Origin of the sequence: Pseudoalteromonas sp. MSK9-3, assembly GCF_003590335.1 — a bacterium.
In the GTDB taxonomy this organism is placed as follows: domain Bacteria; phylum Pseudomonadota; class Gammaproteobacteria; order Enterobacterales; family Alteromonadaceae; genus Pseudoalteromonas.
In genome coordinates, this window is record NZ_MIET01000035.1 from 69622 (window position 1) to 95205 (window position 25584).

Here is a 25584-nt window from a genome sequence, read left to right on the forward strand (position 1 = left end):
ATTATGACAACATTACTCAGAACACGATTACCTCAGAATATTCGATCAAGGGCGGCAAAGTATCTCTTTGTTAGTGGTGCAACACTAATGAATCTTTCGGGTGCTGTCGCAGCCCAACCGACAACATTTGTGCATTTATTTGAATGGTCTTGGCCTGACATAGCCCATGAGTGCGAGGCATTTTTAGGACCCAATGGATACGCCGCGGTACAGGTTTCACCGCCCAATGAACATATTGTGGGCGATACCTGGTGGACGCGCTATCAACCAGTCAGTTATCAACTACAAAGCCGTGGAGGAAATGAACAGCAATTTAAAGACATGGTACAGCGTTGTAAACAGGCGGGTGTTGATATTTATGTTGATGCGGTGATCAATCACATGGCAGCAGGAAGCGGGCAGGGCTTTGCAGGGTCAACGTTTTCTTATAAGCATTTCCCTATGTACAGTGAGCAAGACTTTCATAGCACCTGTGCAATTAACGGATCAGACTACGGCAATAATGCATGGCGCGTACAGCATTGTGAATTAGTGGGGTTAGCCGACCTTGATACGGATTCAACGTATGTACAATCTCAACTGTCAGGGTATTTAAATCGTTTAGTTGATACGGGAGTAGCTGGGTTTAGGCTAGATGCGAGTAAGCATATGCCGGCATCTGATATTGCCTCTGTCTTAGCGAATGTAACAGGGACTCCTTTGGTATTTCAAGAAGTTATTGACCAAGGCTTTGAAGCCGTCGGCGCGAGTGAGTACTTCAACAATGGTTTGGTAACTGAGTTCAAATATACCACAAAGCTTGGAGAGACGTTTAAAAGTGGCAAGTTGGCATGGCTAAGTAATTTTGGTGAGCCATGGGGCTTGATGCCAAGCGATAAAGCAGTGGTGTTTATCGATAATCACGATAATCAAAGAGGACATGGAGGGGCGGGCAATGTCGTAACGTATGCAGATGGCCGGCTGTATGACTTAGCCAATGTATTTATGCTTACTTTTCCATATGGCTATCCGAAAGTGATGTCGAGTTTTGAGTTTAATGGTGATACTGATGCGGGGGCACCTAATGTCCCAGTTCATCATAACGGCCAACTGAATTGTACTGCACAGCTATGGCAATGCGAGCATCGAAACCCCTATATTGCAGGAGCTGTGGCGTTTAGGAATAACACCGTGGGTGCTTGGCGGGTAAATCATTGGTGGGATAATGGTGCTAACCAAATTGCTTTTTCTCGCGGGAGTGAAGGCTTTGTCGTGATTAATCGAGAAAGCGATACGTTACGAGCAGTTTTGCAAACAGGCCTTGAGCCAGGTATTTATTGTGATACGTTAACGGGCAAACTCAGTGATGATAAGTCTATTTGCACAGGGGAGCAATTACGAGTAGGTGACAATGGTTTCGCTGAGGTTGCCGTGGCGCCTATGAGTGCACTGGTTGTTCATCATCAGACTAAATTAGAACAGGATCAAACTCCTACTACTAAGCAGCGGACTGTCATATTTATTCAAGCAAACACGTCATCAGGGCAAGATCTGTTTATTCGAGGGGGTATCGATCATAATTATGGGCGTGAGCTGGGCAGAGAGTGTGACGTCGACCCTTTTGCTTGCGCGCTGAGGATGACACACAATAACCTTAATAATCCTACGACGAAAAACTGGAAAGCAGGGGATAGTCATTTAGATTGGAGCGGTGTTCAGGCTGAACAGGGGGCTGGTGCACAAGGAACTCCTCTTGATTGGACGACAAATGACTGGCCACGCAGTTGGAGTGCTGAGCGTACAGTCGCCAAAGACGGTTTTGGTGTTAGCCCTTTAAATACGTTTGGCGCGCATTATTGGATGTTAGATGTACAACTAGACTGTGAGCAAGCTGTAAATGGCTGGTTTGAGGTAAAAGCATTCATAAAAAATGGTCAAGGGTGGGAAAATGACATCACACAAGCTCAAGCGCCTTACCCGAGTAATAATCATTTTGCACGATGCGGTAAGATAAATATATTTGAGTTTGGAAAAAATTCAGCACAGTACGAAAGCTTTTAAAATTGTGCACCATCGGCATAACGAATTTGTTATGCCGATCCAGGCTATAAAAAGCTATTTGGGTTCATTTTGGCATAATTGGATGAGTAAAGCGTCCGGCACTATTTTGGTCGGGTGTGCGTACATGTTTTGTTGCATAAAGGGGCGGACATGTCGAGTGACCCAGGGTATATCAATAATTTTCACATATTTTTTTAGTGACTCTTCTAAGCCATATGAGTAGAGAAATGTACTTCTTTCTAACGCGTAAGCAACGCGATTAAATTGAACTTGGCTTGGTAACATCTTGGCTTGAACGACTGATTCCATGATTACATAGTGGTAAAAATAGTGATAGTTTTCGACTTTTAGGTCGAAGATGTTTTGTTTTACAGAGTTATGATAACGCCAAAATTGTTGATATTTACCTTGTAAAATAAGGCTATCTAATAAATTTAGTCCTGACCTAACAGCGTTTTCTGAGGTACCTTTTAAACTGTCATCTCTAAATAGTTTAATAAATTGCCGTTGCGCGAGTTGGTAGTTACCAGCATCTAAATTGAGCGTTGCTTTTTTTTGTTGTATGCGGCGTTTGGCTTTCTCGTCGGTGGCAAGGTGCTGTGCTTGTTTTAGTGAATTAGCCGCGTCATCATATAACCCTAATTTACGCTGCGACGAATACATGTTTAGCAGCAATCTAACACGTTCTTTTTGATTGTCAGCGGCATAGCTCATGGCACATTGATAAGCCGAAATCGCTTTTTCATACACTTCATTCTTTCTGTATAAAATGCCTAAGCCATTCAAGACGTTAGCTTGGCGTGTATTCGATACCTTATCCCAGCGTTTATCAATGAGTAATAACCCTGACGCTACCGCTGTTATGGGATCATTAATTTTGACTGAGGTACTAAATATGTTGGTATGTAATTCAAAAGCCCCTGCACTGACGGGCAGGTGTTTATATTTTTGAAATTGCTTTGCAGTAAAGTGCGGATCACTGGCTGCGAGCTTATTAAACTCTTTGGGATTAGGGAACTCTGCAGCGGAGGTCAAAACAGCTATAAAATACAACGATGATATGAGCAACGCTAAACACTCCCAATAAAACTTGATTTTATTTTATTGTGCATTAGTAAATAAACACCCCAATTATGTTTTTATTAAACATATCTTAAAAAGGTAGTGGGCACTTTGGTAGTATGCAGTATGATTTTTGCAACATTATGAATAGAGTATAGATTATGTGGATAAAAAACCAAGCATTGGATGGTAAGTACGTCAGATTAGAGCCTCTCGTGATGCAACATGTTAGTGCCTTACAAGAAGCTGCAAAAGATGGTGAATATTGGCGGCTTTGGTACGCCAGTGTCCCAAAGCCTGATGATATTTCAGACTATGTGGCAAAGGCAATAGAGCAAGCTAAACAGGGCGAGGTCGCTTATGCGGTGATTGACAAACGCACGGATACCGTCGTGGGAACCACCCGTTACTATAATGTTGACGGACCTAACAAGCGGGCAGCGATTGGGTACACTTGGTATGCAAATTCAGTGCGCCGTAGCCCCATCAATACAGAATCTAAACTATTGTTGCTAAGCAACTTATTTGAAAGTTGCGATGCTGTTGCGGTTGAGTTCAATACCCATTTCTTTAATCAAACTTCAAGAGCTGCCATAGAGCGTTTAGGCGCGAAATTAGATGGTATATTGCGAGCGCATAAAATTATGAAAGATGGCTCTTTACGAGACACAGCGGTGTATTCAATCATTGCCAGTGAGTGGCCTGCGGTTCGAAATAACCTTGAATTTAAGCTGTATGAACGGGCGTAATATAAACACGTATTCAAGTTAGGGTCTTCGAAAATGTATTTAAACAGGTCATTTATTGAATACAAATAGGGAACTTACTGACATAGACAAAGTCTATTCTAAAAGTTAAGGACTAACAGATTGAGGATTGAATGAAAGCAGGTCTATTATCTCTTGTTTTACTATCATTTTTATTAGCAACACCTGCGCGCGCAAACGAAGTTGAAAAGCAGCAATTGCTGCGCAAATTAAAGCAACAGATCACCCAATTGTATGTGATGCAAAATAGCATCCCTAAAATTATTGACGGCTTGTCTCAGTTTGAAAACTCTCAAGCGTTCAAACAAGCAAAAGATGTATCAGCGCTATTGCCTGTATTAAATGAAACATTGGCTGAATTCGACAAGCATCTTAGTGTTTCAAAGAGTGAATCTCAGTCGGGTAAACACAGTAGAACAGCGAAGCCTTACGAGTCTTGGTTTACCAAGCTTGAACGTAAAAACTTTGGATTCAATCACGTTGAAATATTACCTGGAAATGTAGGAATATTGGCTTTTTGGGGCTTTTCTAATGTGACAGAGCAGAGTAAACAAAAAGTACAAGCGCTTATGACACTGTTAGACGGTGTTGATAGTTTGATCATTGACTTACGAGAGAACGGTGGCGGTGATGCGGCGATGGTTCAGCTTATTAGTAGTTACTTTTTAGATAAACCGACTCATTTAAATAGTTTTTACTCGCGCGATACCGGCAAAACAAGCGAGTACTGGACGGTGCCAATTGAAGGTGAAAAGCACGCTACATTACCGATTTATATTCTAACCAGTAATGCGACATTTTCTGCCGCTGAGGAGTTTACATACAACTTTAAGCATTTACAAAGAGCCACCATTATAGGCGAAAAAACCAAAGGGGGAGCGAACCCCTGGCGTTTTGTAAATCTTACTGACACTTTACGCGTTGCTATGCCGGTATCTATGGCCATCAACCCCGTCACTGAGACTAATTGGGAAGGGGTCGGTGTTAAGCCTCATCATAATATTTCCGCGGATAGCGCTTTATCGTATGCACATCAAATGGCATTGCAAGAGCTAGCAAAAACTAAAAGCAATGTTCATGAATTACATGATATAAACTCTGCGTTAAGTGATGTGCAAGCTGTACTTAAATAAAGGTGAATTATCTTTCCATTTGAGGTGTTTTTAGCATTTACAGTGGCTTGTATGGTACTTGTTTGCTCTCCTGGGCCTGATAATTTACTGGCTATCGGCAGAGGTCTGAGCCAAGGGAAGCGTGCAGCCTTGGTGTCTGGTTCTGCATCGGGGACTGGTATTTTGTTTCATGTATTGGCAGCGACGCTCGGGCTAACGGTTTTATTGCAAACTTCAACGCTTGCATTTTACATCGTTAAAACAATCGGTGCTGCGTATTTGATCTGGCTTGGGGTTAAGGTGCTACGCAGTAAAGGGTTGTTCACGCTTAACCCTGTTGCTCGCCAACCATTGAGCGCTATATTTTTAACTGGGTTTTTATCAGCAGCGCTTAACCCTAAACCTGGGTTATTTGTTTTGGCATTTATCCCACAGTTTGTTAACCCTGAGCTAGGTTCAGTTACCACTCAAATGGTTGGTTATGGGGTATGGTTTGCTTTTTTGACTGCACTTGGGTTTACGTTTATGGGACTTTTTGCATCTCGGTTAAGTTGCTGCTGGTTACACGCAAAGCCCCGTTTTGTGCTTAAGCTAAATATTGGCGCTGGATTGACCTTTATTTCATCGGGTTTGGCTGTGGCGTTGATGCCACAAAAGTGACTCTTTGTGTATTGGCTCTTGAATTAGCGGCATTTATCACTATTTATAGCTTACGATACAGCGAGTAACTTAGGAACTTGCAAAATTAGTGATAAGCTTTGGCTTATATCCTCATTTTATAAAAGGTAGTTTAATGAACCCAATTCTTGCGATTTTAAAAGAACACAATATCAGTGATACTCAGATAAGCGAGCTATTTCAAACGCTAACTGAAAACCCTTTAATGGCTATGGGTGTCGTGTCACAGCTAGGGATCCCACAAGACAAATTGCAACAACTTATGGGCCTAGTCATGCAAAACCCTGCACTTATTAAAGAGGCTGTGGAAGAGCTCGGCTTAGACTTTTCAAAAGTAGAAGAAGCAAAAGCCAAGCTAAAGCAATAAATCCTGCCTTAAAAGCTGTGAGTCATTGTCAGTTAAATGACTTTGACTTATAGCTGTCTATTATCTCTATTTTAGATTTCTTGTTTCAGCCAAATGACCAGCTAGCCGCAGTAAATCCACCGTTAAGTGTTGCAGCATGATATTGAGCACCCTCATATTGTTTACAGGTGATAACGAAATTTAACCATTAGACAAGATACATTCCTCTGGATACCGCTTTGACCGTTTCTTGCGATGACATAGTGTGCAGGGTTAAATAGAAGTATTGCCGCTTAAAGTGCTAAGCATAAGTACACTGGGTGTATCACTAGAGCCTCACTGAGTATAAAAAAGCCAGCAAGTTGCTTAATGCCAGTCAGTTAACAACTGACTGGCATTTTTTATTGGGATATTTACTGGGTTTTGGTTTAATGCACCTCGGATACGAGCGTTCCCGCTTTATCGGTAATATGTGATGTTCGACTTGAGCTTGTAATTGCTCAATTGACTTGGGGATCCGTCCAGCATTCTCTATAAACATCGTTTGAATTAAGTTAATAATACTTATTGCACACGTCGTAAAGCTAAGGTGTTTCGCATATATCCCTGGCTTTGTCTGCGCCATTTTCACCATCTGATATCTGAGCAAGTTATAGCTAAGTAATACGCCCCACAGCTCTTGCATTATCATGTCTGGTTTTTTGCTACGTAGCGTAAAGTGGCTATTTAACAAGGTTTGCTTCATCTCTCTATAGCCAAGTTCGATTTCCCACCTATCACTGTATAAGTCTATTATTTCAGCTTTAGGGAAACGCATCTGGTCGGTCAGTGAAGTGAGAATATTCACCTCTTTCCCCTTAATCATTTTTGTGACAAGTCTCACTTCAATATCATTGGGTAAGTCAGCAAACTTCTTTCTCGCTTGTGCTGTCGTTTTTAGCTTGATGAGTTTGTCTTGACGACCTAACGAGCGAACGACTTCATACTGAGTTCCTTTTCTCATAGGTTGGAGCCAGTGACGATTTTTCCCTGCATGATGCCAGCGATTGAGTAAGCCTAGAGAATAAAAGCCTCTATCAAATAACGTCAGTGAATTATCGGGGGTTACATCGATTAGGTCTTCAGCAAGTACCATCTCACTTGAACGACAGCTATCAAAGGCACTTCCCATTAATAAATGGCTGGTGAGCTCCATTAAGCAAACCATACGTACTTGAGGGTAAGCTGTATCGCCGTGTTGATTCTTCCATGTAGAGAACGCCTGATGATTTTCAGTTGTATCAGGTGTACGCCAAATGACACCATCAACGCCTAATAGTGATAAACCACACCATGTTGGGTGGTTGGCATCAGCATTCCACATTTTCTGACTTTGTTGGAAAACCTCTTTAACGGCATCCGCACCAAGGCGCTGCCTCGCTTGCACAACCGCACTTGGTGCAACGAGTTCTCTTTTTCCGGGTAACGCTAAGCCGAGTTTACTGACGATGCTCCACAGCGGGTCTTCACGGTAAAGCGACATACAAATAACCGTCCAAACCGCCATTTCAACAGGAAGTCTCCTGCGTCTTATCGTAGCGACACCCGCAGTTTCAGCGCATTGCTTGATGAAATCTGGGCATAGGAAATCACTCAGTTGACCTAAGCCTTCTGAGTTAGGGGCATAGCCATTGGCAAGAGAAAGTGCTGTCGTTAATTGCAAAAGAAAAGACTCCTGAATAAATTCAGAAGCCTTTATAAACTAACCAGTAGATCGGTCAATGGATCATCAAATATTTCTTATCTGATCGGCATTAAGCAAGTTGCTGGCTTTTTAAATGACGTTTTTGTCATGACTTATTTAATGTTTAAACTTTATATTTGTAGCGTCTAGTAACGCCTCCTAGAATAAGAATTAACATGAATAAGCCAAATGTACCGGATGATTTTTTAGCTGGTGTCGGGGTTGGTGTTGGCGTCACAGCGTTAGAGCTATCTAGTGTAACTGTTACGGCAACTTGACCCACATCACTCGCGCCATCACTGTCAGAGATTGTATATTGAATTGTGGCAATACCAGAGAAACCAACATCTGGCGTATAGCGTAAGGTGTTGTTACCAGTAATGCTCACACTTCCCTCATCAACCGTCGCTTCGATGATGTTTAGCACATCGCCATCACTGTCTTGGTCATTAGAGAGCACGTCAATGTCGAGCGTTTGCGTATCAAGTGTAGCTGCTGCATCATTTACCGCTTGTGGCGCTGTATTGGCCGTAATGGTAATAGCAGCATGACCACTTGCTGACCCACCTTGTGTATCGGCAACCATGTAAGTTAACTGTGCAGTGCCAGATAAATTCTCTGGAGCTGTGAAGTACACAAGGCCACCCTCAAGCTCTGTGGTACCGATGTCAGACGTCGCGTTCACAACAGACAGAGTATCTCCGTCAGCATCTGTGTCATTGTGTAATACATTAAGTTGTATACGATTACCTGCTTTAACTGTGAAGGTGTCGTCTATCGTTACAGGTAGAGTATTTCCGTTTAACACAATGGCCATACCACTTGGGTCTACAACTGTTTTGTTAGCAATACCATCATCATCGTTAGGGCCGCCATCAACGATTTGCAGCTTAATACACCAGTCTCCCGCATTAAGTCCATCACGCCATTGACTGCTATTTGCTGCTGGACAATAACCAGACTCGCCCTGCGCTGACATTACTGTGTTTCCGCCACCTAGTGAGAAGTTAACCCATTCGCCATTTTTGTACTTACGATAAACAGCATTTAAAGGTACCTGCTCATACTGAGGCAATACGATAGTAAAGGTATCTCCAGCATTCATTAACCCTGAGGCAATAAAGTCATAAAGACCGCCCACGTTTTGCGCTGTATCGTCACTTGGTAATTCAGAGCTTAGCAATTGCGCGCCACCTGAACTATTTTGTGCCACAGACGTGCCTTTACGTAACGATGTACCTGCTTGAGCTTCAATCAAATGACCTGTCGAGTTACCTGCACTACCTTGTAACACGTTAGGTTGTGAAATTGCATCTTGATAGTCAGGGATCCCGTCACCATCAGAGTCGGCATAGCCTTCTTCATTGTCGGGGATCAAATCACCATCGCTGTCTTGTGATGTTAATGCTGCCAGTTGTGCAATAACCTCAATATAGACTTCTTGAGACGCAGTAAGTGCTGGGGTTGCATTATCGGTCACGCTAGCAGTAATACTATAAATGCCCGCGGGTAACTGAGCTGGCGAGAAGGTAAATTCTGTATCTGTTGCACTGGTATTGCTTATGCGCGGATCTGCACTTGTCCATGACACTTGCAATTGATCATTACTGTTCGCATCAGACACAGTAGCTAAGAGTGAAACCTCACCTTGGTCAGCCGCGACGAGCGTGCGGTTTTCACCTTGTTGCGTGATTGTGGTGGTGATCTGCGGGGCGATATTGCCTTCTTCTATAGATATTGTGGCTATATTGCTTGATGTATCAACATTCACTTCATTGCTAAGTGTAATAATGATTGCCTCGCTTTCTTCTTGCTGAGCGTCTTGGAACACCTCGAATGTGATCGAGCCAGACCGGCCTGAGGTAATAATGACCTCACCACTTTCTAAAGTGTGATCTGCGGCAATCGCAGAGCCAGATACTGTATACGGTATGGTTACCGGATAGCTAGGTGCATCACCATTTAGCTGAACAGTGACGGTGTTACTGCTACCTTCACTGACAGTAAAACCTTGATCTATCGATATTAGTGGGTTCACCGTTACCGTATGAGATGCCATAGCCGTGCGTTCTTGGCTGTCTTGGGTTTGCCAATAAACAAGGTGGTTGCCTGGCGCAAATATACGGGTGTTGTCGACCAGTGATACAGCAAGCGTATTGCCTTGACTGTCGGTCGCGGTAGCTACGCCGAGTTCAACTTTTGTGAATAAGCCTGTTGCATTCACAGAAATATCAGCCGGTGCGGTGATTTCTGGCAGGCCTGTTTGCAGTGAGGTAATACTTAACACGGCATGTGATGCACTGCGTGCTTGCTCAGGATCTGCAATTACATAGTCAATCGTCACCGTGGTAGAAGCTAGGGTTGGTGCTTGATATACCAGTTGATTGTTTTCAACCGTCACGCTACCAATAGATGCTTGTGCACCAACAATGGTAAGTGGTTGCTCATCGAGGTCAGTATCGTTACTTAACACATCAAGTACGTAGCGATTGGCATCGTTGCCGTCAAATGTGAATGTATCAGGGTTTGCCTGTGGCATATCGTTCACAGAGACAACATTAATTGCAATACGGGTTTCAGAGGATTGCTCAGTACCATCATCAACGATGTAGGTAAGTGCATCGGCTCCGTGGTAGTTGGTATTAGGTGTATATGTGAGGATATTGCCTTGCACAGACGCAGTACCAGCGTTTGGTTGAGTAACAATTTCTATACTTAACGTATCACCATCGATATCGTTAATCGTGGGGATAAAGCTCGTTGTCCCATCTTCTTGTACAGATATGGTTTGTGCTTGTGCGCGTGGCGGTGTATTGGTAAAACTCACCTCAATGGCAAAGGCTGGCAAAGAAGCGGTTAGCTCTTGGTCACTGACTGTAATAACTATGTTGTTACTAATACCTACATCGCCGCGAGCAGGGGTTCCTGATAAAGTACCTGTTGTGCTGTCAAAATTAGCCCATGTCGGTTTATTGGCTATTGTGTAGCTGAACTGGGTGCTATCAATATCGGTTACACTTGGTGTAAAGGTATAAGTATTGCCCTGACGTACAGTGGTCGCAGGTGTACCTGCGATATTTGGCGCATCATTGACGTTATTCACTTGAATATCCGCAACAGCCGTTTGTGATGTGAGCGAACCATCATTTGCTTGATAACCAAAACTATCTGTACCAGTAAAGTCATCATTTGGCGTGTAGTTTACTTGTCCACCGGACAATGTTGCAGTGCCATTGCTTGGTTGATTGGTAATAATAAAGCTGACGTTGTCACCATCAATATCACTGCCATTTAGCGTCATGGATACTGAAGTTTCTTCCTCTGTTGTTGCTGACACATTTTGTGCATTGGGTGCATCATTTACTGCCGTGACTGTGATTGCTACTTGTGCCGTTTCCGAGTCTAATTCTCCGTCATTGGCGATAAATGCAATACTGTCAGTACCATTAAAGTTTGCTGTTGGTGTATATGACCAAACCACACCGCTTACTGGTGTGAGTACCCCATTACTAGGCGGTGTGCTAATTTTGTAAGTTAGCGCCGACTTTTCAATGTCTGTTCCTGTTAGTGTAATGTCGATACGACCGTCTTCGGCCACTGTCGTTGCACTTGGTGTTGCGACTGGGGCATCATTCACTGCTTCAACTGTTACCAACACCTCTGCTTTATTTGAAATGGCGCCAGCGATATCTTTTACTGTATAAGTAAAACTGTCAGTGCCTGAGAAGTTTTCATTGGGTGTGTAGGTCGCGGTCCCGGCCTCAGATATGCTCACTGTACCATATTCAGCTACATCGACCAGCGTGACACTGTCGGCATCTAACTTATCATTTGCATCTACGTCAGTATCATTGCCTAAAATGTTAATTTCAAATGACCCGTCCTCTTGAACTGTTGCAGTGTTGTTTTCAGCCATGGGTGCGTCATTAACTGGTTTAATAGTCACATTCACGGTAGCTGGTACTGATGCTAATGCTTCACTGTCTGTTAGTACATAGGTAAAGGCCAGTTCTCCAACGGCATCTCTAGCGGGTGCTATATATAGCTGCCCATCGGCATTAACGGTAACACTAGCAAGGTCAAACACGCCTTCCCCTTTGCCTTGGTCTTCAAGGGTAATGTTTGCCCCGTTAAAACCTTGGTCTTCAACATCAGAGTCATTATGTAATATGTCTAACGTCAATGAGGTATCTTCATCGGTTTGTGCACTATCATTTTCAACAATTGGTCGGTCATTAATTGCACCAATATTGATGCTCATTGTCGCTTCGTTAGACACTTCCCCGTTGCTGTCGGCAATGGTGTACTTAAAGGTGTCGGTCGCTACCACATTAAGATCAGGTATGTAAGTTAATGTGCCATCAGCTTGATTTCGGGTCACTAAACCATGTATCGGCTCAGAGGTAAGTTTAATGTCACCTGTTGGATTAGTGTCTTCGATGTCGCTTGCTTGGTTGCGAATATCATCTATCGAGATGACTAAGTCTGTATCTTCATCCGTCATTTTAGAGATGTTGACTGCTTTTGGTGCATCGTTCACAGCGGAAACTGCAATATTGACCGTGGCAGGTTCAGAGGTTAATGGGGTTGAATCAGACACTGTGTAAGTAAATGAATCAGGGCCATTAGCGTGTTCATTTGGCGTGTAGGTGGCAATACCATTGGTGATAGACACTGAGCCAAATTTAGGCTCTGTAACAAGTATGGCAGAAGCCGCGACAAGCTTTTGTTCTGCATCAGTATCATTGCCAATGAGTGAAAATGTAACTGGCGTATCTTCTTGCGTGCTCGCCTCATCATTTTTTGCTATGGGCGCATCATCAACAGGGTTAATCGTGAGTGTCACGGTTTCAATTGTGGACGGGTGGTTTGTACTATCTTTTACAAAGTAAGTGAAAGTATCTTTTATTGTTTCTGAACCATCGTGTTGGTATGTGAAGGCGCCATTACTTTTCAACAGCAATGTGCCGTGCTCTACATTATCCATTAAGTGAGCAGTTAATATATCACCAGAATCAATATCATCATCTGTCGCAGTACTGAGCAGCCCATGTTTTTCTTCAATAGCGAGTATTTCTTCTTCATTTAATGTAAAACTGAATGTTTTAGCTGAGGGGAAGTCAGGGCTGTTTGTTATTTTTATACTAAATGGCGCTAAGCTCACTGAAGGGCTATCTGCTATATTGTCATTGACACTGATGATGATGTTTTCGGTGAGTCCAACGTGTTGATCTAATGGTGTGCCTGTAATGGCTCCGTTTGAGGTGTCAAAGTCAGCCCACTCAGGTTTATTGATGATTGAAAACGTATGATCGTCTCCAACATCTGGGTCAGTTAATGTTGGGAGAAAGTGGTACATATTGTCTTCTGTGACTTCTGTCGTTGGAGTACCAGTAAGCGTTGGAGCATCGTTGACGTTTGTTACCTCTATAGCAAAAGCAGGCAGTGTTGCTTTTTCACCAGCTTTATCGAGCACACTGATAATAATATTTGCAGTGCTACCAACATGCTCATTGAGTGGGGTGCCACTTAATGTGCCTGACTCAGTATTAAAGGTCGCCCATTCAGGCGCAGATTGAATAGCAAATGTGTGTGAGTCATCGACATCAATATCGCTAAGTGTGGGTGTAAAAGTATATGGACTATCTTGAGCCACACTTGACGGCGGAGTACCTGTTAACTGTGGTGCGTCATTGATGTTTGATACTGCAATACTAAAGGTTGGTAAAGTCGCTTTTTCACCGGCTTTATCTGTCACACTCATGATAATATTTTCAGTACTACCTACATGCTTGTTTGTTGGTGTGCCGCTAAGCAAGCCTGATGCGGTATTAAAGGTTGCCCACACTGGTGAGTTTTCAATAGAAAAAGTGTGTGAGTCATCCAAATCTACATCAGTAAGTGACGGTGTGAAGCTATATAGCACATCTTCATTGACTGAGGCGGCTGGCGTACCTGCTAATGCGGGAGCATCATTGACGTTAATAACTTCTATTGAAAATGGAGTTAGCGCAGTATACCCAGTGCCGTCAAACACCTTAATTGCAATATTTGTGTATGTATTTACATCATCATTGCTCGGTGTTCCTGCTAGCTGACCTGTTGAGGCATTAAAGCTTAGCCAAGAAGGCATGTTATTAATCGTGAAGCTTAAGACATCGTTATCAACATCGCTGGCTGTAGGCGTAAAGTCATACAGTTGATCTTGTTTTACATTGGTTGCTGGTGAGCCAGAAATTAATGGTAAATCTTGAACATTGGCAACGTTGATATTAACGGTGGCTGGTGTTGACCATGAAGTTTGGTCAAATGCCGCGTAGGTAAAGCTATCAGCACCTGAGAAGTTCAAGTTGCCAGTATAAGTTACCACATCATTAATAATTGTCAGGTTACCACTTTTTGGCACAGAAATAATTTTGTAAGTTAAAGGAGATTGCTCAATGTCGCTTGCTGTTAACGTTATGGCTATTGGTTGCTCTTCAATAGCCTCGACTTTTTTAGAGTCTGCGCTTGGTACGTCATTTACTGCCTCAATGAGTACATTGACGGTGGCGGGTTGTGAGGTATTACCACCACTATCAGTGACCATATAGGTAAATGAAAACGCGCCACTAGCATTAGGTGTTGGGTTAACCGAGAGGTTGCCCGCAGGAGTGACGGTTACATTCGCAAGCGGATATATGCCAGTGCCTTGGCCTTGATCTTCAAGGGTGATGTTTTCGGCTGTAAACGTTTCATCTTCAATATCAGAGTCGTTTTCTAAAATATTGAGTTCTTTAATCGCATCTTCAAGTGTGGTTAACGTATCGTTTTGGGCAATGGGTGTATCATTAACGGCCTCGATATCGAATGTGATAATGCCGGGCTCGGATACGGCACCAAAGTTATCTGTTACTGTGAATGAAAGTGTATCAATACCGGTTTCATTGGCTCTTGGCGTGTAAACAATAGACTCATCTTGTAAGTTAAAGCTCATAGCGCCTTTTGTCGGCGAACTGATAATACTAATAGCACCTGCGGGTACACCGTCTTCTGCGTCGGAGGTCAAAGTACGTAATGGAACTGACGTCGATATACCATCCTCGAGTAACTTAGTTGTATGTGGGGCAATAATGGGAAAATCGTTATTGAAGTTGACATCTATATTTACTGAGCCGAGAATCTTCTTGCCACTTGGGGGAGGGCTGATAGAATATTGAAAATGGTCTTTACCATAAAAGTTTGGCTTAGGTGTATATAGTACTTTGCCATTTTCAATAACTACGACACCGTTTTCGGGCTGGAATTCAATTTCTAGTGAATCTCTAATGAGGTTTGTATCTGTATTTTCATCATTTTTAAGCACATCTATAATTGTCGGTACGTCTTCTTCAAGAAATACATCATCTGACATGGTCACTACATTATCACTGTCTTTAAAAGCGTTTATTGTTGCTGTGAATATGGGTGAGGACTTAGATTCGCTTATAAAAGCAAATTGAAAAGATGCGGTAGTTTGAACATTAGAACCGTAGTAGGAATAGTTAAATGAACCGTCAGATTGCAAAGTCAGCAGAGAGTCAAGAGAGTCGACTACTTGATTGAAGTAGACAATCTTAAACTTGTGTCTTTCATCTTCACTTATATCAAAAAAATCATAAAGGTTACCCTCTTCATATGGGGTGGCTATAAAAGTAAGCGCTTTTGATTGGTTGAGGTGTAGCTGGTTTGGACTGTTTTCGTGAACGTATAGTCCTTCAACAGGTGTTTTATAAGTACTATAACCATCTGTTGCTGAAACTGTGAATTTAGGTACTGTGCCGCTAAATGAAGGTGGTGGGGTGCCTGTTATTCTGCCTGTATCTGAGTTGATGGTAAACCATAAGGGGGCATCTATAAGGCGATATGTAAAGTCAGTCTCATAGGAGGTGCCTGTATTAGTGATGTCGATATTAAAAGGTAGCCCACTATAACTTGATGTGGGCAAAATAGACGTTGAAAAAAATCGATTAATGTTTTTTATCGTGATATTAAAAGGCTCTAATGAGTATGTTTTTTTACCATTGGTCATGGAAATAGTGATAGGCTCAGTTGTGCCAATATCATTCTTCGTAGGGTGTCCCATCAATTGGCCTGTATTGGTATCAAAGGACGCCCATGAAGGCTTATTTCTTATATAGTATTTATAGGTATATTGATCATGGTTACGATGTATCACTTTTGGCAAAAAGGCGTATGAGTTATGTAGATAAATTACAGTGGAAGGCTCTCCTGCAAAATAAGGGTCTTCACCCACGCTAATTGTCACTTCAGTTGATTCTTTGGGATTTTCATACCAATCTAAAGTGGTAATACTAACTATATATTCACCTGAAGAGATATCGTGACTATTAATAAGTTCTAGTTGGTTGTTTGCTGTAATTCTAAATAGGTCATTATTAAAGATACCTGGCGTTAATGTATGCTTTAAGCTATCTGAATCAATCGTTAAAAATGTTGAAGAACCTATTGGTATATAGTTGCTACTTAGCCGTAATGGTTGAGGTTCACTGTGATCAATAGGGCTAGGAGGAATAAAGGATATGTTTTCCCAGCCAGTTCCATGCCATTTAGCCGTAAATGTTTGTTTTGGAGATTGACTAGAAAGGTTATTTGTAAAAGTGTATGTTTCACCAGCGTGAAGCTTCTCGGGGATATCTCCATCGATGTTAAATTGATTTACTAGATCTCCGGTGATTCGGTGATATGAGATATATGAAATAGGGTCATTTAGTTCTGCTGAGTGACAGCTAAGCCCAGAACCTGGGGTATATGTTGTTTCTTCGACGCGTTCACATTCGAGCGCTTGGACTTGAAAGCACCCAAATAGTAATGAGAAAAAGATAGGGGGGTTCTTGAGTATACGAGGTTGTACACATTTTTTGGTAGTTATAAGAGTAAATAGAGCTGCTATCCACCCTCGTCGTTTTATAGTCATAATAGTCCTTTCTATTACTTCACTGTGTACTGGGTGATTAAAGCAGTACTCCATGGTGTTAAATCAAAAATGGTGAGTGCAATGCACTAAATTCGTTACACTTTTTATTATTTAGTCGCAAAAAGGCATAACAACTTTAATGAAGTAAGTTGCCATGCCAAGCAGGCTTTGTAAGCGTTCGTTCGCTTAATAGGTTTTAGCGTTACTAATTCGCTGTAATGTTTAAAAAGGCTGACTGTGCGAGTAAGTCTCTTATTTCATTGCTGGATAGCGGTTCGGTTCTGAGCCTTTGTAGCGTGGCAAAATCACCGTTAAATTGGTGAGCGGCGAGTGTTACGCTCAGTGACGGGTTACTGAGTTGTGCGGTACTTTCATTAAGGTAGTTACCAAATGATAAATCGGCAGCAATGTTTGCTTGGGTTTTGCCCCTGATAGCCCAGCTGACATTGCCATTAAACTGGTCTTGCCACCTTAGGGTAACCGTGACTTCATTTATTCTTTGATCAGCATTACCAAAGTCATATGTTACAGATTGTGAGGCGTCATTAAATGAGTTACCAAATTCAGTAAATGCTGCGGCCAGCTCATAAGAGCCTTGAATGTGGGAAAGTGTGTTATAGGAGCCAGTATCATCAATTGTATTAGTGACAAATGATGCAATCGTCACAGATATGCCCGCTTGAGATGAGGTTTGCTCTAAATATGAGGTAATGTAACTCTGTTCAACAATATCCGGGAAAATATACAGTGGCGTATCGGAGAATCGTGCGTATCGAGATTGCTCTCGTGATAAAAGCTCTGAAGTGCTGGCTGATATAATAACGTATTCGTTAGTTTGAGCGTGTTGCGCTGTATTTACTGCGACCCCAGCTGTAGGGAAGTCGGCATCGGTTAAGACAATATTCTTGGGATCAGTGAGTGAAAACAGCCCGCCGCGCACATCTCCAGTATTTTCATTTTTAATAAATAAAAGCTTTTCTTGGAGAGCGTTGGCACATAGCGCTAAGGTGCTCGGGTTGTTTGCTAAAACGACATTGTCAGAAAACCCCGTGACGGTGTAACCCGGATTTGTGACTGCCAGTTCACTAAAATCAAAATTCACAGCGTTACAGCTACAGCTTTGATAACCTTTGAAGGTCACAGTGCCCAATGCTAGGTCACTCGAAATATCGTCCACATTATTGATAGTAATGATTTCAGTTTGCTTTTGGTTACGGTTATCTTTTTGCGTCGCAATGATTGAGATATAGTGAGTGTTGTCAGGTACATCATGTTGAAACTGACCGTCTTGCTTAATTATTGGCGCTTCGATCGCCAGGCCTTGTCGGTCATGAAAAATTAAGCTACTTGCGATAGGCGCAATACCGCAGTCATTTTCAATAACAGAAGTAAAACTGATGTCGTATTCAGAAACAGGCGTGGGTGGCGGTGTAACTGTGTTGGTTGGTGGGGGCGTGCCAGCCGATGTATCCGTGGTGGTTACATTATCATTACTACTTGATGAACCGCCACAGGCAGTTAATAAACAGGCAGTACTTATTGCACACACAAGTGGGAGCACTTTCATTTCATATCCTTTGAAAAAGTTAAATTCCATTATAACGGCACAGATTGTACCCCAAATGTCCTATTTCATTCAATAGTAGTAAGGTGTTGTCTTAAGTGAATTAATACATGTTTATCTAATGATTTTACGTGAGGTGAAAATGAAAAAATGCATTTATGCATTTATCTTGTTGCGGGAATTCTTCATTAGTTAACCAAAGATTGAAGCTAAAACTGCATTGATGAGGCTGAGTCCATAGTCCTTCCACATTTGGGCTTTATGATGATTAAAAATCACCAGAGTAATTCGCTATGACACAGCATACATTCGACGTATTGACAGGCAATGAAATTACCGAGGCAATTGATGAAATTGCACGGCTAAGGATCGACATCTTTGCAGAATACCCGTATTTGTATGATGGGTGTGTGAGTTATGAGGTTGAGTACCTTCGTAAGTTTGCGAGCACTAAGCAAAGTTTTATGGTGGTCATGAAAGATAAAGACGAGATTGTTGGGGCACTCACTGGGCTGCCATTAGCTCATGAACAACCCGCTGTACGTCGTCCATTTACTACTAGTATGTACCCTTTGAATTCTACATTTTATTTTAGTGAAGTATTAATGTACCCAGCATATCGAGGCAATGGGTATGCAAGTAAACTGTTTAAATTGGCTGAGCAGTATGTTGGTCAGTTATGCACTTATACGTATATTGCGCTTGCGACTGTTGTACGCGAAGCAAATCATTTAAAAAGGCCTAGCGCGTATCGCCCTCTTGATGGTATGTGGCAACATTTTGGGTATAAACCGTTAGCAAACCATATTTGTATCATGGATTGGCAGGAGCATGGGGACGATAATGAAACAGCTAAGCCTTTAATGTTTTGGATAAAGTCACTAAGCAATATCTGTCAAAGCTGGTCGCAACGTTCAACCCCTTTGAACAGCATGACTGCGCTTGGTTAGATATTAAGTTAATAACTGTCTCAGTATTTTTAAATGTGCGCTTTAATTGAATGATTATTGTCATTCTCTCGGTCTAGTGGTTATTAATTAGATACTGAGATAAAAAATGACGCAAAATCACTCCAATCATATAATTCAAAGCTCCCTCTTGATCAGTTTTTTACTGTTGGGATTGTCATTTTTCTTGGGAGGCAATGCCAATAGCATTTCAAATACATTCAGTTTTTATTTGATCACTGAGTGGGTAGATACCCCGCTACTGGGGATCTTGGCTGGTATGGCCTTTTTAGGGGCTGGGCTCCTAGTAATGCTCGCCGCGCGAGAACCTGCATTCAATGATGTGTTATTGATCACACTGCTACTCATTGCAGTTATGCCACTTTTAACATTAATGAGTGACACTCGCTGGATGACACAGTTAGGTGGCTTTCCTATTATTGGTTCTGGGCAAGGCATCATCAAATATGCCGCATTAATACCATTAGCCATTTATTTGAGTCGATACAATACTTTAAGTCTTCGTCAGCATGCTCTACTTAATTTTATACCTGTCGCGTTGGTTTTGTACTGGATTGGCGGTATGAAATTCTTTGAGTTCGAAGCCAATGGTATTGTCTCTTTGGTTGATACTTCGCCGTTTATGTCATGGCTGTATGTGGTGTTCTCAGTGCAGGGCGCATCCAATGCAATTGGGGTTTATGATATTTTATTTGCGAGTCTATTAGGATTTGCGATATGGAAAAAAATGCCACGTCTTGGTTTGATTGCAGTCGTAGGTGCTGGCGCTGTTTTTGGTATGACGCAAACCTTTTTGTTTACGGCAAATAATGCGTTTAGTGCTGACACCATTATTACTTCGCTTGGGCAGTTTGTGATCAAAGATTTATGGTTCTTTGGTAACCTTGCTGTGATTGTTCACTATGGCGCTAATATTGGCAGCAAGTCTACTGAGTAATTGTTATTACTGTTATACGATCATCAACTAAACACATTATGTTTTTGTGTTTATCTGCCATGTTCATACTGTTTAGAACATGGCACCTTCACATTACTTCACTGATAAAGCTTACAATAGTCACTCATCCCTTTACCTAAGGTTGTACTGTATATAACCAATAATTTTGTTATGGTGGTGTAAATAAAGCAGTAAATTGCGCTTAATGCTGACACATGCATTTATAAGGGGTGAAGGATGTTTGAAGAGTTGGTGGGGACTATTAATGCGTTGCTATGGGGCCGTGGTCAGTTACTTATCTATATTTTACTGTTTGCTGGAATATGGTTTTCATACAAATTAAATGCCATCCAAATACGTCACTTTTCGCATATGTTTACTTTATTAAAGAGCAGCAGCAAAGCAGAAAAAGATCAAGTAAGCTCGTTTCAAGCACTGTGTACTGGTCTTTCTGCCCGGGTTGGTACCGGTAACTTAGCAGGTGTAGCTGTTGCTATCTCGTTGGGTGGCAGTGGTGCAATTTTTTGGATGTGGGTGATTGCCATACTGGGTATGGCCACAGGGTTTGCAGAAAGTGTTTTAGGGCAAGTATATAAAATAAAAAACAACCAAGGGGAATTTAGAGGCGGTCCCGCTTATTATATCCAACTTGGCCTTAATAAACCTTGGTTGGCAGTGACGTTTGCGGTCTGTTTATTCTTAGGTTATGGGTTTAGTTTCAGTGCCATGCAAACCAATACCATAACCGATGCACTGCGTTTTGCCTTTGATATACCTGAACTTTACTCAGGTATTGTGATCACTTTATTAGCAGGCTCAATCATTTTAGGGGGGTTGAAGTCTATAGCGCGATTTGCAGAACGAGTAGTGCCAGTTATGGGGATCTTATTTGTGTCTGTGGCTGTCGTGATCACGTTAATGAATTTAAGCGCTGTGCCAGCGATGATCAAAGAGATTTTATTGTCTGCATTTGGCTTACAAGAAGCCGGCGCTGGTGCCATGGGCGCAGCAATTAAAAACGGCATACAGCGTGGTTTATATTCAAATGAAGCGGGTGCGGGCAGTGTACCCCATGCATCAGGCAGCGCAAGCCCAGTTCCTAACCACCCAGTTACCCAAGGGTATATTCAAATGCTTGGGGTGTTCTTAGATACCATTGTATTATGTAGCTGCACGGCAGTGATCATTTTACTGGCTGACATCAATATCTCGGGTGAAATGGAAGGCATACGATTGACACAAACGGCTATGACTGCCCATCTTGCAGCTGGTGGAGTGTATTTTGTGGCAGCGGCAATCACGTTATTTGCATTTACGTCGGTGGTTGCTAATTTTGCCTACGCTGAGAGTAATTTACACCTATTTAAGCTTGATAATAAAGTTGGGAGAGGGCTTTATACCGCTTTGTATTTACTCATGATGTTATGGGGAGCAACCGCAACACTAAAAGAAGTATGGAGCCTAGCAGATATGGCATTAGGCTTGATGACCTTGGTGAATATTTTTGCGATTGTACAACTCACACCAACGGTGATTGCCCTCAACAAAGATTATCACGCGCAAAGAGCAAAGGGGATGGAACCGACATTCGATGACTCTGTGACTCGAGTTCAAGGTCAATGTACAGCAGGTGTTTGGTCAAATAACAGGTGTTTGGTCAAATAAGTAATGCTATTCGTTTAATCACTGATTGTGTAATGCGTAAAGTGAATTGATTGTTGCTGTATGGCAAAAGTGCTTTGCATTTTTACTATATTATTGAATACATATTTTCGACTACACTTGCTAACACAAACAGCAACACAAACTTCGAGAGAGTAATGAAAAAAGTAATCATATTTGTAACAAATCACGCAACACTTGGCAGTACCGATCAAGCAAATGGTACGTATGCCCCCGAGCTTACCCATGTTGTAAATGTGCTCAATGGTGCGGGTATTGATTATGATATAGCGTCAATACTGGGTGGAAAAGCGCCTTTATATGGCACTGAGCCTGATGGTGATGAAGTGAATCAATCAGTGCTAGGTCACTCTGGCTTTGTGAGTAAAGTGGAAAACACACTACTTGCGGCTTCCGTTAATATTGATGACTACGATGCTGTTTTTTATCCAGGTGGTTTTGGGCTTTTAAATGATTTATTCGAAGATACCACGGTTGCGGCTTTGAGTGCTCAGCATTACGAGCATGGCGGGGTGATTGCTGCGGTATGTCATGGTCCTGCTGGGCTGTTACCGATTAAATTGAGTAATGGCGAATTACTATTATCGTCAGTATCAGTTACTGGGTTTACGCGAGAAGAAGAGGTAGACTTTGGTACCATTAATGACATTCCTTTCTTACTTGAAGATGCATTGGCTCGAAAAGCTGTGCAATACAGCAAAAAGCAGCCATGGCAATCATTTGTTGTTGAAGACAAGCGAGTGATAACGGGTCAAAACCCCGCAAGTGCTCATGCTGTTGGCGAAGCTTTAGTAAAGTCTCTATCTTAAATTACATCACCGAGATGCCCTGTATCAGTATGTAAACACTGAATTCTGGCATCTCTTCTTTTGAGTCTTTTAGTCACTGTTTCGCTCAGCAGGTAAATCGCTGCTGTATTCTATAAATTCGACTTCAAAGCCATCAGGGTCTATAAAGTATGCATTTTTTCGATATGGGTGAGTGTTACTGCCCATGTCGGCGTTAAACCCCGCGGCATTCATCCGATTTATGAGACTTGCTAAGTTGTTTACGACATAGCCGAAGTGCGCTAATCCTATTTGATAACCACTTAAGTCGCGTGCAGGGTCTGTACCGTGATCGCTTAATGCAATATATTGATTGTCGTCACCAAAATGCAACCAATTTCTCGCTCGACCATTCCAGCTGTCTGACCCTGAGCATCTGATTTTCCAATGAGGAAATGCGGCTTGGTAAAAAGTTAAAGCGCGGGGCAAGTGACTTACAACTAAATTAATATGCTCTAAATACATGATGTTTCCTTATTTCAGGTGTTTATTATTTTAAATAACCTCAGCTCTGGATAAGCGAATTTGCCCAATAAAGCTATTTTTCTCACTCTCGGCGTTGCTTTCATTTGTAATAGCCCGCTATTACTGCATAAAAGCGCCTTGATATTGAGCAAAATATCATCATTGGATTGTACGTAAGTTTGTTTTCAAAACATTTTCTATTCCAAAACCCTTATCCAAACCTGAGGTTAAATTGTCAAAAGCTCACGTATTTCCATTAAGCTAAATTGACTTTATAGGCCCACTCTAAAACCTTAGGTTAACTTGAGGTCAAGAGCGTACAGCATAAACATAAGTACACAGCTGAAATCGCACATTTTGAATTACGCGTGAATGTCGGTGGTTAGTGCTTGCTTATTGTAAGTACAATTTTGAGTGGTGATTCAATGTGGTAGTTGTGTAACAAACAAAATAACTATTAGCCAGCGGTATTAAATTTGCGTCGCAGTAATGACGATGTCGGTGACAGACTATGAATAAATTACGTGATTGATGTACTTGTATCATGATTGATGAAAAGATACATTGAGTCTTTGCATAACCAGAATAGGGACTCGGTATGCTGACAGTTCACCATTTAGAAAACTCTCAATCATTTAGGGTATTGTGGCTATTAGAAGAACTTGATGTGCCATACCATATTGAGCATTATGCCAGAAACAAAGAAACCTCTTTAGCCCCCGACAACTTTAAGAAGCTTCACCCTGCGGGCACATCGCCTTGTATTTCTGATGGTGAGCATACCTTGCCTGAAAGCAATGCTATTTTCGAGTATATACTTGATAAGTATGGTAATACAGAACTTAGAAGCCTTGATGTAGAGCAACATAGAGTCTCTTATTTATATTGGTTTCATAGTGCGCAAGGGAGCTTAATGCCTTTGCTCACCGAGTCGCTTATTTTTAAACGCATGATCAGTAAGTCTCCTGTATTTATCCGGCCAATCATTCGGGTGGTGGTAAGTAAGGTCCAAAGCAGTTATTTAAACCCCCGCTTAAATAAATTAATCTCTCATATTGAACAGACTCTAAAACACGCTCGGTGGTTTGCAGGAGATACCTTTACTGCGGCTGATATAGTGATGGGATATTGTATGGAGGTTGCTATTGCGAGAGTGAAGTTGGGCAATGACTACCCTAATATTCACCGCTTCGTTGCGGATATAAAGCGCCGTCCAGCGTATCAAAAAGCACTCGATAAGAATGGACCTTTTACGCCATTAGTTGATTAATAAAATGTGTAAAATGATTGAAAGTAGAGGAGATGAAACTCCCTAAATATGCCTTGATGGCTTTATCGAAGACCATAAAAAATAAGGAACGATAAAATGATAGATTTTCGCTCAGATACAGTAACAAGACCATGCACTCAGATGAAAAAGGCCATGTTCGAGGCGGAGCTGGGTGATGATGTGTATGGAGACGATCCAACGGTTAATGCCCTTGAGCAATATGCCAGTGAACGGCATGGTTTTGAAGGCGCACTTTTTACAAGCTCAGGTACGCAGGCCAATTTACTGGCATTGATGGCGCATTGTGAGCGGGGCGATGAATATTTATGTGGGCAAAATGCACATAATTATAAATATGAAGCGGGTGGTGCTGCAGTATTAGGGTCTGTTCAGCCACAACCGATTGAGAATGAAGCCGATGGTAGCCTATGTTTTACTAAATTGAAGTCAGCAATTAAAGCCGATGACTTTCATTTTGCGCGTACAAAATTGCTGAGCCTTGAGAATACCATTGGCGGTCAAGTACTCAGTCTGGAATACATGGCGCAAGCACAGCTGTTTTGTGAACAGAACCAGCTGATTTTACATTTAGATGGTGCCAGAGTTTACAATGCGGCCATGGCATTGGGCGTGGATGTTACGCAAATAAGTCAGTACTTTGACTCAATGACCGTGTGTTTGTCTAAAGGGTTAGGTGCGCCTATTGGATCATTATTACTGGGTGACAAAGCATTTATCGCTAAAGCGCGTCGGATCCGAAAAATGCTAGGCGGAGGCATGCGTCAAGCTGGTTTTCTCGCGGCAGCAGGGCAATATGCGCTCTTAAATAATGTTGAACGCTTAGCTGAAGACCATGACAATGCAACGTATTTAGCAAAGCAGCTAAACGAAGTGAAAGGCTTTAATACTAGCGCTTATCGTGTAAGTACGAATATTGTGTATGTAGATGTTGCGACCGATATTGACATAGAAACTATGACGACAGAGTTGATGAAAAATAAGATACTCATATCTTCAAGTTATGTTGGGATGAGGCTTGTTACTCATAAAGACATTTCTCAGGGAGATATTGACACGCTAATCTCAGTGCTGAAAAAACAGTTCAATTGAAAATGCAATGCTAGTCTTTATTTGAATCTGTATTTAGATAAAAACCCCAAGCTATTAATAGGTTGGGGTTTTTTAC

General features: G+C 42.0%; 16 protein-coding genes. 11 read left to right on the plus strand and 5 right to left on the minus strand.

The genetic code is table 11. The features are described 5' to 3' along the window. Positions 1-87: 87 nt before the first annotated feature. On the plus strand, positions 88-2040 hold the full coding sequence (locus BGP78_RS16975; RefSeq protein WP_182912313.1) for an alpha-amylase family protein: 1953 nt from the start codon (positions 88-90) through the stop codon (positions 2038-2040). Positions 2041-2094: 54 nt separating this feature from the next. Here BGP78_RS16975 and BGP78_RS16980 read toward each other — a convergent pair whose 3' ends face one another. Beyond that, on the minus strand, positions 2095-3108 hold the full coding sequence (locus BGP78_RS16980; protein WP_182912309.1) for a tetratricopeptide repeat protein: 1014 nt from the start codon (positions 3106-3108) through the stop codon (positions 2095-2097). Positions 3109-3263: 155 nt separating this feature from the next. Here BGP78_RS16980 and BGP78_RS16985 point away from each other — a divergent pair, with 155 nt between their 5' ends. The 4 genes from BGP78_RS16985 (at position 3264) to BGP78_RS17000 (ending at position 6026) form a co-directional block, all read left to right on the plus strand. Continuing rightward, positions 3264-3851, plus strand: a complete 588-nt coding sequence (locus BGP78_RS16985; RefSeq protein WP_119862494.1) for a GNAT family N-acetyltransferase — start codon at positions 3264-3266, stop codon at positions 3849-3851. A 131-nt stretch (positions 3852-3982) separates the two neighbouring features. Next, positions 3983-5002, plus strand: coding sequence for a S41 family peptidase (locus BGP78_RS16990; RefSeq protein ID WP_119862495.1), 1020 nt, complete (start codon positions 3983-3985; stop codon positions 5000-5002). 51 nt (positions 5003-5053) lie between these two features. Next, on the plus strand, positions 5054-5641 hold the full coding sequence (locus tag BGP78_RS16995; RefSeq protein WP_259386359.1) for a LysE family translocator: 588 nt from the start codon (positions 5054-5056) through the stop codon (positions 5639-5641). Positions 5642-5774: 133 nt separating this feature from the next. Beyond that, positions 5775-6026: a DUF2999 family protein gene (locus BGP78_RS17000; protein ID WP_119862497.1), complete on the plus strand. Its 252-nt coding sequence runs from the start codon at positions 5775-5777 to the stop codon at positions 6024-6026. A gap of 355 nt (positions 6027-6381) precedes the next feature. On the opposite strand, the gene BGP78_RS17005 is transcribed toward BGP78_RS17000, so the two are convergent. From BGP78_RS17005 to BGP78_RS17015, 3 genes are all read right to left on the minus strand, one after another. Next, positions 6382-7707 (minus strand): IS4 family transposase, encoded by a 1326-nt coding sequence (locus BGP78_RS17005; protein ID WP_119862498.1) that lies wholly within the window; start codon positions 7705-7707, stop codon positions 6382-6384. Positions 7708-7852: 145 nt separating this feature from the next. After that, complete coding sequence (locus BGP78_RS17010; RefSeq protein ID WP_182912310.1) at positions 7853-16684, minus strand: tandem-95 repeat protein; 8832 nt, start codon at positions 16682-16684, stop codon at positions 7853-7855. A gap of 205 nt (positions 16685-16889) precedes the next feature. Beyond that, the gene (locus tag BGP78_RS17015; RefSeq protein ID WP_119862500.1) at positions 16890-18251 is read right to left on the minus strand and encodes a hypothetical protein; all 1362 of its coding nucleotides are present in this window, start codon (positions 18249-18251) and stop codon (positions 16890-16892) included. Positions 18252-18541: 290 nt separating this feature from the next. Between BGP78_RS17015 and BGP78_RS17020 the strand changes: the two genes are divergently transcribed. The 4 genes from BGP78_RS17020 (at position 18542) to BGP78_RS17035 (ending at position 22645) form a co-directional block, all read left to right on the plus strand. Then, positions 18542-19198: a GNAT family N-acetyltransferase gene (locus BGP78_RS17020; protein ID WP_119862501.1), complete on the plus strand. Its 657-nt coding sequence runs from the start codon at positions 18542-18544 to the stop codon at positions 19196-19198. Positions 19199-19304: 106 nt separating this feature from the next. Next, entirely contained in the window at positions 19305-20153 is an 849-nt protein-coding gene (locus tag BGP78_RS17025; protein WP_119862502.1) for a DUF417 family protein, read from the plus strand. Positions 20154-20390: 237 nt separating this feature from the next. Next, positions 20391-21818 carry a sodium:alanine symporter family protein gene (locus tag BGP78_RS17030; protein ID WP_119862503.1) on the plus strand — a complete coding sequence of 476 codons (1428 nt, stop codon included), beginning with the start codon at positions 20391-20393 and terminating at the stop codon, positions 21816-21818. A 155-nt stretch (positions 21819-21973) separates the two neighbouring features. Then, positions 21974-22645: a type 1 glutamine amidotransferase domain-containing protein gene (locus BGP78_RS17035; RefSeq protein WP_119862543.1), complete on the plus strand. Its 672-nt coding sequence runs from the start codon at positions 21974-21976 to the stop codon at positions 22643-22645. 69 nt (positions 22646-22714) lie between these two features. Here the strand turns inward: BGP78_RS17035 and BGP78_RS17040 are convergent, their stop codons facing one another. After that, a complete protein-coding gene (locus BGP78_RS17040) occupies positions 22715-23128 on the minus strand; it encodes a VOC family protein (RefSeq protein WP_119862504.1) in 414 nt (137 codons plus the stop codon). 598 nt (positions 23129-23726) lie between these two features. On the opposite strand from BGP78_RS17040, the gene BGP78_RS17045 reads away from it, so the two are divergent. Beyond that, positions 23727-24398 carry a glutathione S-transferase family protein gene (locus tag BGP78_RS17045; protein ID WP_119862505.1) on the plus strand — a complete coding sequence of 224 codons (672 nt, stop codon included), beginning with the start codon at positions 23727-23729 and terminating at the stop codon, positions 24396-24398. Between the two features lie 96 nt (positions 24399-24494). Next, positions 24495-25508 carry a low-specificity L-threonine aldolase gene (ltaE, locus tag BGP78_RS17050; RefSeq protein WP_119862506.1) on the plus strand — a complete coding sequence of 338 codons (1014 nt, stop codon included), beginning with the start codon at positions 24495-24497 and terminating at the stop codon, positions 25506-25508. The last annotated feature ends 76 nt before the right edge of the window (positions 25509-25584 follow it).